Origin of the sequence: Pseudomonas sp. HLG18, from assembly GCF_051903985.1 — a bacterium.
In the GTDB taxonomy this organism is placed as follows: Bacteria; Pseudomonadota; Gammaproteobacteria; order Pseudomonadales; family Pseudomonadaceae; genus Aquipseudomonas; species Aquipseudomonas fluorescens_BT.
The window spans coordinates 5,273,803-5,288,015 of sequence record NZ_CP195831.1; the positions used below are offsets into that span (position 1 = coordinate 5,273,803).

Annotated in this window: 7 protein-coding genes, 2 tRNA genes and 4 rRNA genes; 8 read left to right on the forward strand and 5 right to left on the reverse strand. The window is 55.6% G+C overall.

Going from position 1 to position 14,213, the window contains the following annotated elements; all coding sequences use genetic code 11:
• Positions 1–45 precede the first annotated feature (45 nt).
• The 4 genes from ACSPX5_RS24380 to ACSPX5_RS24395 all read right to left on the reverse strand — a co-directional run bounded on the left by ACSPX5_RS24380 (position 46) and on the right by ACSPX5_RS24395 (position 4,270).
• On the reverse strand, positions 46–1,479 hold the full coding sequence (locus ACSPX5_RS24380) for an NAD(P)(+) transhydrogenase (Re/Si-specific) subunit beta (protein ID WP_169428292.1): 1,434 nt from the start codon (positions 1,477–1,479) through the stop codon (positions 46–48).
• Positions 1,479–1,799 carry an NAD(P) transhydrogenase subunit alpha gene (locus tag ACSPX5_RS24385; RefSeq protein ID WP_003220416.1) on the reverse strand — a complete coding sequence of 107 codons (321 nt, stop codon included), beginning with the start codon at positions 1,797–1,799 and terminating at the stop codon, positions 1,479–1,481. The genes ACSPX5_RS24380 and ACSPX5_RS24385 overlap by 1 nt, the downstream gene beginning before the upstream one ends.
• A 15-nt stretch (positions 1,800–1,814) precedes the next feature.
• Positions 1,815–2,936 carry a Re/Si-specific NAD(P)(+) transhydrogenase subunit alpha gene (locus ACSPX5_RS24390; protein WP_207867298.1) on the reverse strand — a complete coding sequence of 374 codons (1,122 nt, stop codon included), beginning with the start codon at positions 2,934–2,936 and terminating at the stop codon, positions 1,815–1,817.
• Between the two features lie 434 nt (positions 2,937–3,370).
• Positions 3,371–4,270 carry a LysR family transcriptional regulator gene (locus ACSPX5_RS24395; RefSeq protein WP_323159596.1) on the reverse strand — a complete coding sequence of 300 codons (900 nt, stop codon included), beginning with the start codon at positions 4,268–4,270 and terminating at the stop codon, positions 3,371–3,373.
• Between the two features lie 158 nt (positions 4,271–4,428).
• Here ACSPX5_RS24395 and ACSPX5_RS24400 point away from each other — a divergent pair, with 158 nt between their 5' ends.
• The 8 genes from ACSPX5_RS24400 (at position 4,429) to rrf (ACSPX5_RS24435) (ending at position 12,920) form a co-directional block, all read left to right on the forward strand.
• A complete protein-coding gene (locus tag ACSPX5_RS24400) occupies positions 4,429–5,610 on the forward strand; it encodes an acyl-CoA dehydrogenase (protein ID WP_085712999.1) in 1,182 nt (393 codons plus the stop codon).
• A 13-nt stretch (positions 5,611–5,623) separates the two neighbouring features.
• The gene (locus ACSPX5_RS24405) at positions 5,624–6,844 is read left to right on the forward strand and encodes a CaiB/BaiF CoA transferase family protein (protein ID WP_207867296.1); all 1,221 of its coding nucleotides are present in this window, start codon (positions 5,624–5,626) and stop codon (positions 6,842–6,844) included.
• Positions 6,845–7,477: 633 nt separating this feature from the next.
• Positions 7,478–9,014, forward strand: a 16S ribosomal RNA gene (locus tag ACSPX5_RS24410).
• Between the two features lie 81 nt (positions 9,015–9,095).
• A tRNA-Ile gene (locus tag ACSPX5_RS24415) sits at positions 9,096–9,172 on the forward strand.
• Positions 9,173–9,202: 30 nt separating this feature from the next.
• Positions 9,203–9,278 (forward strand) — tRNA-Ala (locus tag ACSPX5_RS24420).
• Between the two features lie 247 nt (positions 9,279–9,525).
• Positions 9,526–12,417 (forward strand): 23S ribosomal RNA (locus ACSPX5_RS24425).
• A gap of 165 nt (positions 12,418–12,582) precedes the next feature.
• A 5S ribosomal RNA gene (gene rrf / locus ACSPX5_RS24430) occupies positions 12,583–12,698 on the forward strand.
• 106 nt (positions 12,699–12,804) lie between these two features.
• Positions 12,805–12,920: ribosomal RNA gene (gene rrf / locus ACSPX5_RS24435) — 5S ribosomal RNA — on the forward strand.
• Together the 16S, 23S and 5S rRNA genes with 2 tRNA genes alongside form the textbook arrangement of a ribosomal RNA operon.
• 73 nt (positions 12,921–12,993) lie before the next feature.
• On the opposite strand, the gene ACSPX5_RS24440 is transcribed toward rrf (ACSPX5_RS24435), so the two are convergent.
• Entirely contained in the window at positions 12,994–14,172 is a 1,179-nt protein-coding gene (locus tag ACSPX5_RS24440) for a PepSY-associated TM helix domain-containing protein (protein WP_169428296.1), read from the reverse strand.
• Positions 14,173–14,213 lie beyond the last annotated feature (41 nt).

The window sequence follows — 14,213 nt, forward strand, 5'->3', positions numbered from 1 at the left end:
AAAACGCCCCGACAAGTCGGGGCGCCCGGGGAAGCAGCGAGCGAGTTACTCGACCGCTTTGACCATGTCTTCGATGACTTTTTTCGCGTCGCCGAACACCATCATGGTCTTGTCCAGGTAGAACAGTTCGTTGTCCAGACCGGCATAGCCGCTGGCCATCGAGCGCTTGTTGACGATGATGGTCTTGGCCTTGAACGCTTCGAGGATCGGCATGCCGGCAATCGGCGATTTCGGATCGTTCTTGGCGGCCGGGTTGACCACGTCGTTGGCACCGAGCACCAGCACCACGTCGGCCTGGCCGAACTCGGAGTTGATGTCTTCCATCTCGAACACCTGGTCGTACGGCACTTCGGCTTCGGCCAGCAGTACGTTCATGTGGCCAGGCATCCGACCGGCCACCGGGTGAATCGCGTACTTCACGGTCACGCCGTGGTGGGTCAGCTTCTCGGTCAGCTCTTTCAGTGCGTGTTGCGCACGAGCCACCGCCAGACCGTAGCCCGGCACGATGATCACGGTGTCGGCGTTGGTCAGCAGGAAAGTCGCGTCGTCAGCCGAACCGGATTTCACCGGACGGGCTTCCTTCTCCCCGGCAGGACCGGCGTCTGCTGTATTGCCGAAACCGCCGAGCAGTACATTAAAGAAGGAACGGTTCATCGCCTTGCACATAATGTACGAGAGGATCGCGCCGCTCGAACCCACCAGCGAACCTGCAATGATCAGCATCGAGTTGTTCAGCGAGAAGCCGATACCCGCCGCCGCCCAACCGGAATAGCTGTTGAGCATCGACACCACCACCGGCATGTCGGCGCCGCCGATCGGGATGATGATCAGCACGCCCATGACGAACGCCAGGGCCAGCATCAGTGCGAACGCGGCGAGGTTGCCGGTCAGCATGAAGGTGAGGCCAAGGATCAGCGTCGCCAGACCCAGTACCGCATTCAGCTTGTGCTGACCGCTGAACTGTACCGGTGCCCCCTGGAACAGGCGGAACTTGTACTTGCCCGACAGCTTGCCGAAGGCGATTACCGAACCGGAGAAGGTGATCGCGCCGATGGCGGCACCGAGGAACAGCTCCAGACGGTTACCTGCCGGAATCGAGTCGCCCAGTTGCTTGACGATGCCCAGCGACTGCGGCTCAACCACTGCAGCAATGGCGATGAACACCGCTGCCAGACCGATCATGCTGTGCATGAACGCGACCAGTTCCGGCATCTTGGTCATTTCAACGCGTTTGGCCATGATCGAACCGGCGGTGCCGCCGATCAGCAGGCCGACGATCACGTAACCGATGCCGGCAGTTGCCAGCTCAGCGCCCAGCTTATAGATGAGGCCGACCGTGGTGATGATTGCCAGCGCCATGCCGAGCATGCCGAACAGGTTGCCGCGCCGCGATGTGGTCGGGTGCGACAGACCCTTGAGGGCCTGGATGAAGCAGATCGACGCGATCAGGTAGAGCGTCGTGACGAGGTTCATGCTCATTACTTAGGCGCCTCTTCTTTTGCTTTCGGGGCTTTCTTCTTGAACATCTCAAGCATGCGACGGGTGACCAGGAAGCCACCAAACACGTTGACCGCTGCCAGTGCCACGGCAAGGGTGCCCATGGTCTTGCCCAGCGGGGTGACGGTCAGGGCGGCAGCGAGCATGGCGCCGACGATCACGATCGCCGAAATGGCGTTGGTCACCGCCATCAAAGGCGTGTGCAGTGCGGGGGTAACGTTCCAGACCACGTGATAGCCGACATAAATCGCCAGCACGAAGATGATCAGGTTGTAGATACCGGGGGAGATAAGCTCTTCCATCGTCTGAATCCCTGCTTAGGCGTTTTTGCGGATGACTTGGCCGTCGCGGCACATCAGGCACGCGGCGACGATGTCGTCTTCGAGGTTCACTTCGAACTGGCCTTCTTTGGTGAAGACCAGCTTCAGGAAGTCCAGCAGGTTGCGTGCGTACAGCGCCGAGGCGTCTGCGGCGACTTCACCGGCCAGATTGGTCGGGCCGACGATGGTCACGCCGTTCTCGATCACGACCTGATCGGCCACGGTCAGCGGGCAGTTGCCACCCTGGGCGGCGGCGAGGTCGATGACCACCGAGCCGGGTTTCATCTGTGCCACGGTGTCTGCGCTTAGCAGCGTCGGCGCCTTGCGGCCCGGAATCAGTGCGGTGGTGATGACAATGTCAGCCTGCTTGGCGCGTTCGTGCACGGCCTGGGCCTGGCGCTGCATCCAGCTGGCCGGCATTGGGCGCGCATAACCGCCGACGCCGACCGCGCATTCGCGTTCTTCATCGGTCTCGTAAGGCACGTCGACGAACTTGGCGCCGAGGGATTCGATCTGTTCCTTCACGGCCGGACGTACGTCGGACGCTTCGATGACGGCACCCAGACGTTTCGCCGTGGCAATCGCCTGCAACCCGGCCACGCCGGCCCCCAGAATCAGCACTCGCGCCGCTTTCACGGTGCCCGCAGCGGTCATCAGCATCGGCATGAAGCGCGGATAGTAATGAGCGGCCAGCAGCACGGCCTTATAGCCGGCAATGTTCGCCTGGGACGACAGCACGTCGAGGCTCTGGGCCCGGGAGGTACGTGGTGCCGCTTCCAGGGCGAACGCGGTAATCCCGCACTCGGCCATTTTCGCGATGGTGTCGTTGTTGAACGGGTTGAGCATGCCCACCAGCACCGTTCCACGCTTGATCAGCGTCAGTTCGGCATCGCTTGGCGCGACCACTTTGAGAATCAGCTCGGCGCCAAACGCGTCATTGGCAGTGCCAATGGTCGCGCCTGCCGCTTCATAGGCACTGTCGACAACGCTGGCTTTAACGCCGGCGCCGGTTTGCACAGTGACCTTATGACCTTGGCTGATCAGCTTTTTAATGGTTTCCGGGGTTGCAGCAACCCGTGTTTCACCGGTCTGGGTTTCGAGAGGAACACCAATGTGCACGTCAAATCTCCTGCGTGATCTTATTGAGTAAACCCATGCACTACGGATGGTGCGACTGGGGCGGCCGATCAGCACGATCCCGCCAAATCAGGGCGGGGCGCGGCATTTTGCAGGCGAAGTTTATGCCCTTCAAGGGATTATGACGGGTGACGGAAAATTAACTACAAGTCATCCCGTGACCGAATGTCGCAGATGGCCAGTTGAATCCCTTGCAGGCCGTGCCTTTCAAGGAGTCTGGATGAATTTGAAGAATTTTCTCATCGGTGACGTGAATAGGTCGCAATGCGTCGCGAATGAGGGCTCAAAGCCACGTCGGCAGGCGCTTGTGGGACGTCTGTACGACTTTCGGATACAGTCTGTCGATTTGCGACAAATAGTTATATCTGTAGGGCTTTTATTTTCCTGACTACGGGGTTAGCAATTGCTGGAACCCTTTAACCTTCTAGGTTGTAGCTATATGCCTGGTTCACCAGCCAGTCGCGAAATGCCTTGAGTGACGCTGATTCGACCTTTCGCTCCGGAATCATCAGGTAATACGCCTTGATGCTGGAGAGCGCGTTCGGGTTGGCAATGACCAGCCGTTTCTCGGCCAGTTCGCGTTGAATGAGGAACGGTGGGATCAGCGCGATGCCCATGTCGTGCATGGCGGCCTGGGCCAGCATGGAGAATAGCTCGTAGCGCGGACCTGTCATGTCGCGGGGGATGTTCAGGTGTTGCGAGTTGAACCACTGTCGCCAGGCGTAGGGGCGGGTGGTTTGCTGGAGCAGCGGCAGATCGGCGATTTCTTCAGGTGTCAGATGCGTCTTGTTGCCGAGCAGGACGGGACTGCATACCGGCATCGGATTCTCGCCCATCAGCCTGTGGGATTCGGTACCGGACCAGTCGGCATCGCCAAAATAGATGGCGGCATCGAAGTCAGTGTCGGCAAACAGGAACGGGCGGGTGCGGTTGGTCAGGTTGACCGTAACCTCGGGGTGCTTGAGCTGGAAATCCTTGAGCCTTGGCAGCAGCCATTGCGTGCCGAAGGTGGGCACCACAGCGAGTTCGATCACGTTGGTACCTTGCTGGCCCATGACCGACAGGGTGTCACGCTCAACGGCATCAAGCTGGGTCGCTACTCGACGGCTGTAGGAAAGACCCGCCTCCGTCAGCTTCACCCCGCGCCGGGAGCGTCGGAACAGTTCGACACTGAGGAAGTCCTCAAGGCTGGCGATCTGTCGGCAAATGGCGCCCTGGGTGAGAGAAAGTTCTTCGGCGGCCTTGGTGAAACTCTCGTGACGGGCGGCGGCTTCGAAACTGATCAGGGCGGTGGTGCTGGGTATCTTGCGGCGCATGTACGTCAACCTCACTAATACATCGCTTAATTGGCATTTCGCGATGTTTCGGAGTGAGAAATTAGCACAACAGGATGCGAAATCCTCGTTTGCCGGGATGGCGAAGCGGGCCTAGGATCAATGCCACGTTAATTCACCCGATTTGCGAGGACTCACTCATGGGCGGTAAAGCTAGCTTCAACTGGATCGATCCATTGCTGCTGGATCAACAGCTGACTGAAGAAGAACGCATGATCCGCGACACTGCCGAGCAATTCGCCCAGCAGAGCCTCGCGCCACGTGTTCTCGAAGCCTTCCGCCATGAGAAGACTGATCCGGCGATCTTCCGTGAAATGGGTGAGGTCGGCCTGTTGGGTGCGACCATCCCCGAGCAGTACGGTGGCAGCGGCCTCAACTACGTCAGCTACGGCCTGATTGCTCGTGAAGTCGAGCGTGTCGACTCTGGCTACCGTTCGATGATGAGTGTGCAGTCTTCGCTGGTGATGGTGCCGATCAACGAATTCGGTACTGAAGCGCAGAAACAGAAGTACTTGCCGAAACTGGCTTCCGGCGAGTGGATCGGCTGCTTCGGTCTGACCGAGCCGAACCACGGTTCCGATCCGGGTGCGATGATTACTCGTGCGCGCAAAGTCGAAGGTGGCTACAGCCTGACCGGCGCCAAGATGTGGATCACGAACAGTCCGATCGCCGATGTGTTTGTGGTTTGGGCCAAGGACGATGCTGGCGACATCCGTGGTTTCGTTCTGGAGAAAGGCTGGAAGGGCCTGAGCGCTCCGGCGATTCACGGAAAGGTCGGTCTGCGAGCCTCGATCACCGGCGAAATCGTCATGGACAATGTCTTTGTGCCGGAAGAGAACATCTTCCCGGACGTGCGTGGTTTGAAAGGTCCGTTCACCTGCCTCAACTCTGCACGTTATGGCATCTCCTGGGGTGCGCTGGGTGCGGCGGAATTCTGCTGGCACACCGCTCGCCAGTACACCCTGGATCGTCAACAGTTCGGTCGTCCGTTGGCCGCCACTCAGTTGATCCAGAAAAAGCTGGCGGACATGCAGACCGAAATCACCCTTGCACTGCAAGGCTGCTTGCGTCTGGGTCGCATGAAGGATGAAGGCACCGCAGCGGTTGAAATCACTTCGATCATGAAGCGCAACTCTTGCGGCAAGTCGCTGGATATCGCTCGCATGGCGCGTGACATGTTGGGCGGTAACGGGATCTCCGATGAGTTCGGGGTGGCCCGTCATCTGGTCAACCTGGAAGTGGTCAATACCTACGAAGGTACTCACGACGTTCACGCGCTGATCCTCGGTCGTGCGCAGACCGGCCTGCAGGCGTTCTATTAACAGGAGAGCGACCATGGGCGCGCTGTCGCATCTGCGGGTACTGGATTTATCGCGAGTGCTGGCCGGCCCGTGGGCTGGTCAGATCCTGGCCGATCTCGGGGCGGAAGTGATCAAGGTCGAGCGCCCGGGTAATGGTGACGATACCCGCGCCTGGGGGCCGCCCTTCCTGAAGGACGCTTACGGCGAGAACACCAGCGAGGCGGCTTATTACCTGTCGGCCAACCGCAACAAGCAATCGGTGACGATCGACTTCACGCGTCCCGAAGGTCAGAAGCTCGTGCGGGAGCTGGCAGCCAGGTCCGACATCCTGATCGAGAACTTCAAGGTGGGTGGTCTGGCCGCTTATGGCCTGGATTACGAGTCGCTGAAGGCGGTCAATCCGGATCTGATCTATTGCTCGATTACTGGTTTCGGTCAGACCGGACCGTATGCCAAGCGTGCGGGTTATGACTTCATGATTCAGGGGCTGGGTGGGCTGATGAGCCTCACCGGGCGTCCTGAAGGTGATGAAGGCGCCGGTCCGGTGAAGGTGGGTGTGGCGCTTACGGATATTCTGACGGGGTTGTATTCGACCGTGGCGATTCTGGCCGCGCTGGCTCACCGCGATCATGACGGCGGTGGTCAGCATATCGATATGGCGCTGCTGGATGTTCAGGTGGCTTGTCTGGCTAACCAGGCGATGAATTATCTGACGACGGGCAATGCGCCAAAACGGCTGGGGAATGCGCATCCGAATATCGTGCCGTACCAGGACTTTCCTACTGCTGATGGTGACTTCATTCTCACGGTGGGTAATGACGGGCAGTTCCGCAAGTTTGCCGAGGTGGCCGGGCAGCCGCAGTGGGCGGACGATCCGCGCTTTGCTACTAATAAGCTGCGAGTGGCGAACCGGGCGGTGCTGATTCCGCTGATCCGTCAGGCAACAGTCTTCAAAACGACCGCCGAGTGGGTGTCTCAACTGGAGCAGGCGGGTGTGCCGTGTGGGCCGATCAATGATCTGTCACAGGTGTTCGAGGATCCGCAGGTTAAGTCCCGTGGGTTGGCGATCGAGCTGCCTCATGCTCTGGCAGGGATGGTGCCGCAGGTGGCGAGTCCGATTCGCTTGTCGCGGACTCCAGTTGAGTATCGACGTGCTCCTCCTCTATTAGGAGAGCATACGCTGGAGGTTTTGCAGCGAGTGCTGGGTCTGGAAGCCGGAGCGGTGGCGGCAATGAAGCAGGATGGAGTGCTTTGATGACTTCCTCTATATAGAAGGGGACTTCTATATAGAGGGCGTGGGGTGTTTTACGGTCTGTCCGCAAGTTATTGAAAGAAAAACGAAATTAAGTGTTGACGGCAGATTCTGGAGGTCTATAATTCGCCCCACTTCCGGCGCAGTCGAAACGGAAAACTCCTTGAGATTCAATGAGTTACACGGTTTTCGATAGCGGTTTGCTTCAGATCATCGAAGCCTGGAAGGAGTTGGAAATGCCGGTTTTTCTGGCGCTTTCAACGGTTCGATCTTCTCGGTCGAAAGCGGAGAAAAAGAGGTGTTGACAGCAGCGTGTAACGCTGTAGAATTCGCCTCCCGCTGACGAGAGATCGGAAGCGCAAGTGGTTGAAGTTGTTGAAGAAATCTTCGAAAACTTCTGAAAATAATCACTTGACAGCAAATGAGGCTGCTGTAGAATGCGCGCCTCGGTTGAGATGAAAGCTCTTAACCAACCGCTCTTTAACAACTGAATCAAGCAATTCGTGTGGGTGCTTGTGGAGTCAGACTGATAGTCAACAAGATTATCAGCATCACAAGTTACTCCGCGAGAAATCAAAGATGTAACCAACGATTGCTGAGCCAAGTTTAGGGTTTCTTAAAAACCCAAAGATGTTTGAACTGAAGAGTTTGATCATGGCTCAGATTGAACGCTGGCGGCAGGCCTAACACATGCAAGTCGAGCGGATGAAGGGAGCTTGCTCCTGGATTCAGCGGCGGACGGGTGAGTAATGCCTAGGAATCTGCCTGGTAGTGGGGGACAACGTTTCGAAAGGAACGCTAATACCGCATACGTCCTACGGGAGAAAGCAGGGGACCTTCGGGCCTTGCGCTATCAGATGAGCCTAGGTCGGATTAGCTAGTTGGTGAGGTAATGGCTCACCAAGGCGACGATCCGTAACTGGTCTGAGAGGATGATCAGTCACACTGGAACTGAGACACGGTCCAGACTCCTACGGGAGGCAGCAGTGGGGAATATTGGACAATGGGCGAAAGCCTGATCCAGCCATGCCGCGTGTGTGAAGAAGGTCTTCGGATTGTAAAGCACTTTAAGTTGGGAGGAAGGGTTGTAGATTAATACTCTGCAATTTTGACGTTACCGACAGAATAAGCACGAGCTAACTCTGTGCCAGCAGCCGCGGTAATACAGAGGGTGCAAGCGTTAATCGGAATTACTGGGCGTAAAGCGCGCGTAGGTGGTTCGTTAAGTTGGATGTGAAATCCCCGGGCTCAACCTGGGAACTGCATCCAAAACTGGCGAGCTAGAGTATGGTAGAGGGTGGTGGAATTTCCTGTGTAGCGGTGAAATGCGTAGATATAGGAAGGAACACCAGTGGCGAAGGCGACCACCTGGACTGATACTGACACTGAGGTGCGAAAGCGTGGGGAGCAAACAGGATTAGATACCCTGGTAGTCCACGCCGTAAACGATGTCAACTAGCCGTTGGGAGCCTTGAGCTCTTAGTGGCGCAGCTAACGCATTAAGTTGACCGCCTGGGGAGTACGGCCGCAAGGTTAAAACTCAAATGAATTGACGGGGGCCCGCACAAGCGGTGGAGCATGTGGTTTAATTCGAAGCAACGCGAAGAACCTTACCAGGCCTTGACATCCAATGAACTTTCCAGAGATGGATTGGTGCCTTCGGGAACATTGAGACAGGTGCTGCATGGCTGTCGTCAGCTCGTGTCGTGAGATGTTGGGTTAAGTCCCGTAACGAGCGCAACCCTTGTCCTTAGTTACCAGCACGTAATGGTGGGCACTCTAAGGAGACTGCCGGTGACAAACCGGAGGAAGGTGGGGATGACGTCAAGTCATCATGGCCCTTACGGCCTGGGCTACACACGTGCTACAATGGTCGGTACAAAGGGTTGCCAAGCCGCGAGGTGGAGCTAATCCCATAAAACCGATCGTAGTCCGGATCGCAGTCTGCAACTCGACTGCGTGAAGTCGGAATCGCTAGTAATCGCGAATCAGAATGTCGCGGTGAATACGTTCCCGGGCCTTGTACACACCGCCCGTCACACCATGGGAGTGGGTTGCACCAGAAGTAGCTAGTCTAACCTTCGGGGGGACGGTTACCACGGTGTGATTCATGACTGGGGTGAAGTCGTAACAAGGTAGCCGTAGGGGAACCTGCGGCTGGATCACCTCCTTAATCGACGACATCAGCTGCTCCATAAGCTCCCACACGAATTGCTTGATTCATTGAAGAAGACGATAGAAGCAGCCCGAAATTGGGTCTGTAGCTCAGTTGGTTAGAGCGCACCCCTGATAAGGGTGAGGTCGGCAGTTCGAATCTGCCCAGACCCACCAATTTTGTGTGGGAAACGCCTGTAGAAATACGGGGCCATAGCTCAGCTGGGAGAGCGCCTGCCTTGCACGCAGGAGGTCAGCGGTTCGATCCCGCTTGGCTCCACCACTACTGCTTCTGAAGTTTGAAAGCTTAGAAATGAGCATTCCATCAGTGTGATGATGAATGTTGATTTCTAGTCTTTGACTGGATCGTTCTTTAAAAATTTGGGTATGTGATAGAAAGATAGACTGAACGTTACTTTCACTGGTAACGGATCAGGCTAAGGTAAAATTTGTGAGTTCTCTTAATTGAGAAGTTCGAATTTTCGGCGAATGTCGTCTTCACAGTATAACCAGATTGCTTGGGGTTATATGGTCAAGTGAAGAAGCGCATACGGTGGATGCCTTGGCAGTCAGAGGCGATGAAAGACGTGGTAGCCTGCGAAAAGCTTCGGGGAGTCGGCAAACAGACTTTGATCCGGAGATGTCTGAATGGGGGAACCCAGCCATCACAAGATGGTTATCTTGTACTGAATACATAGGTGCAAGAGGCGAACCAGGGGAACTGAAACATCTAAGTACCCTGAGGAAAAGAAATCAACCGAGATTCCCTTAGTAGTGGCGAGCGAACGGGGACTAGCCCTTAAGTGGCTTTGAGATTAGCGGAACGCTCTGGAAAGTGCGGCCATAGTGGGTGATAGCCCTGTACGCGAAAATCTCTTGGTCATGAAATCGAGTAGGACGGAGCACGAGAAACTTTGTCTGAATATGGGGGGACCATCCTCCAAGGCTAAATACTACTGACTGACCGATAGTGAACTAGTACCGTGAGGGAAAGGCGAAAAGAACCCCGGAGAGGGGAGTGAAATAGATCCTGAAACCGTATGCGTACAAGCAGTGGGAGCAGACTTTGTTCTGTGACTGCGTACCTTTTGTATAATGGGTCAGCGACTTATTTTCAGTGGCGAGCTTAACCGAATAGGGGAGGCGTAGCGAAAGCGAGTCTTAATAGGGCGTCTAGTCGCTGGGAATAGACCCGAAACCGGGCGATCTATCCATGGGCAGGTTGAAGGTTAGGTAACACTGACTGGAGGACCGAACCGACTACCGTTGAAAAGTTAGCGGATGACCTGTGGATCGGAGTGAAAGGCTAATCAAGCTCGGAGATAGCTGGTTCTCCTCGAAAGCTATTTAGGTAGCGCCTCATGTATCACTGTAGGGGGTAGAGCACTGTTTCGGCTAGGGGTCATCCCGACTTACCAAACCGATGCAAACTCCGAATACCTACAAGTGCCGAGCATGGGAGACACACGGCGGGTGCTAACGTCCGTCGTGAAAAGGGAAACAACCCAGACCGTCAGCTAAGGTCCCAAAGTTATGGTTAAGTGGGAAACGATGTGGGAAGGCTTAGACAGCTAGGAGGTTGGCTTAGAAGCAGCCACCCTTTAAAGAAAGCGTAATAGCTCACTAGTCGAGTCGGCCTGCGCGGAAGATGTAACGGGGCTCAAACCATACACCGAAGCTACGGGTATCACGTAAGTGATGCGGTAGAGGAGCGTTCTGTAAGCCTGTGAAGGTGAGTTGAGAAGCTTGCTGGAGGTATCAGAAGTGCGAATGCTGACATGAGTAACGACAATGGGTGTGAAAAACACCCACGCCGAAAGACCAAGGTTTCCTGCGCAACGTTAATCGACGCAGGGTTAGTCGGTCCCTAAGGCGAGGCTGAAAAGCGTAGTCGATGGAAAACAGGTTAATATTCCTGTACTTCTGGTTATTGCGATGGAGGGACGGAGAAGGCTAGGCCAGCTTGGCGTTGGTTGTCCAAGTTTAAGGTGGTAGGCTGAGATCTTAGGTAAATCCGGGATCTTAAGGCCGAGAGCTGATGACGAGTGTTCTTTTAGAACACGAAGTGGTTGATGCCATGCTTCCAAGAAAAGCTTCTAAGCTTCAGATAACCAGGAACCGTACCCCAAACCGACACAGGTGGTTGGGTAGAGAATACCAAGGCGCTTGAGAGAACTCGGGTGAAGGAACTAGGCAAAATGGCACCGTAACTTCGGGAGAAGGTGCGCCGGTGAGGGTGAAGGACTTGCTCCGTAAGCTCATGCCGGTCGAAGATACCAGGCCGCTGCGACTGTTTATTAAAAACACAGCACTCTGCAAACACGAAAGTGGACGTATAGGGTGTGACGCCTGCCCGGTGCCGGAAGGTTAATTGATGGGGTTAGCTAACGCGAAGCTCTTGATCGAAGCCCCGGTAAACGGCGGCCGTAACTATAACGGTCCTAAGGTAGCGAAATTCCTTGTCGGGTAAGTTCCGACCTGCACGAATGGCGTAACGATGGCGGCGCTGTCTCCACCCGAGACTCAGTGAAATTGAAATCGCTGTGAAGATGCAGTGTATCCGCGGCTAGACGGAAAGACCCCGTGAACCTTTACTATAGCTTTGCACTGGACTTTGAATTTGCTTGTGTAGGATAGGTGGGAGGCTTTGAAGCGTGGACGCCAGTTCGCGTGGAGCCATCCTTGAAATACCACCCTGGCAACTTTGAGGTTCTAACTCAGGTCCGTTATCCGGATCGAGGACAGTGTATGGTGGGTAGTTTGACTGGGGCGGTCTCCTCCTAAAGAGTAACGGAGGAGTACGAAGGTGCGCTCAGACCGGTCGGAAATCGGTCGTAGAGTATAAAGGCAAAAGCGCGCTTGACTGCGAGACAGACACGTCGAGCAGGTACGAAAGTAGGTCTTAGTGATCCGGTGGTTCTGTATGGAAGGGCCATCGCTCAACGGATAAAAGGTACTCCGGGGATAACAGGCTGATACCGCCCAAGAGTTCATATCGACGGCGGTGTTTGGCACCTCGATGTCGGCTCATCACATCCTGGGGCTGAAGCCGGTCCCAAGGGTATGGCTGTTCGCCATTTAAAGTGGTACGCGAGCTGGGTTTAGAACGTCGTGAGACAGTTCGGTCCCTATCTGCCGTGGACGTTTGAGATTTGAGAGGGGCTGCTCCTAGTACGAGAGGACCGGAGTGGACGAACCTCTGGTGTTCCGGTTGTCACGCCAGTGGCATTGCCGGGTAGCTAGGTTCGGAAAAAGATAACCGCTGAAAGCATCTAAGCGGGAAACTTGCCTCAAGATGAGATCTCACTGGAACCTTGAGTTCCCTGAAGGGCCGTCGAAGACTACGACGTTGATAGGTTGGGTGTGTAAGCGCTGTGAGGCGTTGAGCTAACCAATACTAATTGCCCGTGAGGCTTGACCATATAACACCCAAGCAATTTGCGTCGGCTCTCTAAACCAGAGCAACCAGATTGCGGTGTGTGAAGACGAAACGAACCGAAAGTTCGACGCTCACAAAGCACCGAAAACTATCCCATACCCAATTTGCTGAAGCGAGGCCGTCCGGTCACGAGTCAGTACCCGAATTTCTTGACGACCATAGAGCGTTGGAACCACCTGATCCCATCCCGAACTCAGAAGTGAAACGATGCATCGCCGATGGTAGTGTGGGGTTTCCCCATGTGAGAGTAGGTCATCGTCAAGATTAAATTCCGAAACCCCAATTGCGAAAGCAGTTGGGGTTTTGTTTTAGTAGAAGTCACCGTTTTTTGCCGGAACGTTACTGTGGTAACGGGCTGGTCACAGAATTTCTTGACGACCATAGAGCGTTGGAACCACCTGATCCCATCCCGAACTCAGAAGTGAAACGATGCATCGCCGATGGTAGTGTGGGGTTTCCCCATGTGAGAGTAGGTCATCGTCAAGATTGAATTCCGAAACCCCTGTCTGCTAACGCAGACAGGGGTTTTGTCGTTTCAGTGCCCACGAAAGTCCGATCTTCAGACCGCTCTGCGTGCCTTGCTGCTCCGACGAGCCTGCCACTTGCGCCACCAGATGTAGACGCCGGTCCCCGACAATCCTGCAATCAGAACGCCCAATACCGCGATCATCACTTGCCCGGTGAAGCCTATGATCCGTCCCCCATGTATCGGCAACTGCAACCGATAAAACCGCTCTCCCAACGTCCCTTCTCCTGCAATCTCCTGCCCCAATAATCGCCCGTCCGTACCGTGGAAGAACAACCAGGATTTGCCGTGGGCCTCAGTGTCATGCTGTCCGAACCCCGCGCCGTAGAAGTTGTACTCAAAGCTGTAATACAACTCGCCGATTGCCGCTGTCAGCCCCAACCTTTTCCCTTCCTGCAGTGCCCTTTCATATGCCTGTTGATAACTCAATCGAGTAATCCCCAACTTTTCGGCAGGCATTCGCCCTCGAGCCTCATACACGCTCGGTTCAATCGAAGAGAACAACGACACCACCGGTTTGAAGACCTGGCTCGGGAGGTTCATCGCCACGCTACTGACGGCTATCGGCAGCAATAACAACCACAGCCACAAGCCCCCGGCCCTGTGCAGATCAAAGTTGAGTCGATAGGCATGCCTGCCCTTGATCTTCCAGGCGTCAGGCCACTTCTTCCAGAACGGTTTACCTCGAGGCAAAGTCAGCCAGAGAGCGATGAAGCAATCGATCAACCAGGCGATGGCCACCAACCCCATCAACAGCAAACCCCAGTTACCGGGCAGTGTCAGGTTGTAGTGGAACTCGAGAATGAAAGGAACGAAGTTCTCACGCTGGAAACAGCACTCACCCCAGTAACGCTGGCCTTTCTGCTCGCCACTGACCGGGTCGAGGTAGAACACCTGATTGCGTTCTTCGAACGGTTCGCCCGTCGCCGGATCGTTGCGCGGAACCGCCGCCAGCAATGCCGTGTGGCCTGCCTCGTTCGGATACTCCATGTACCAGACCTGCAACTTCGGATGTAACGATTGCACCGCATCCACCAGTTCGCCTGGCGGTAGGCGCTCTCCCTCGGCCGATGCCGCGTAGAACTCCGGGTTCAACCACTCATCCAGCTCATGATTGAACGCCAGAATGCTCCCGGTAATCCCCGCCAGCAGCAGAAAAACCGCCGTGGCCAACCCGATATACCGGTGCAATAAAACCAGAAACGAACGCATGAAAATTTCCCCCACAGATGCGACAAAGCCAGCCCCTGAAA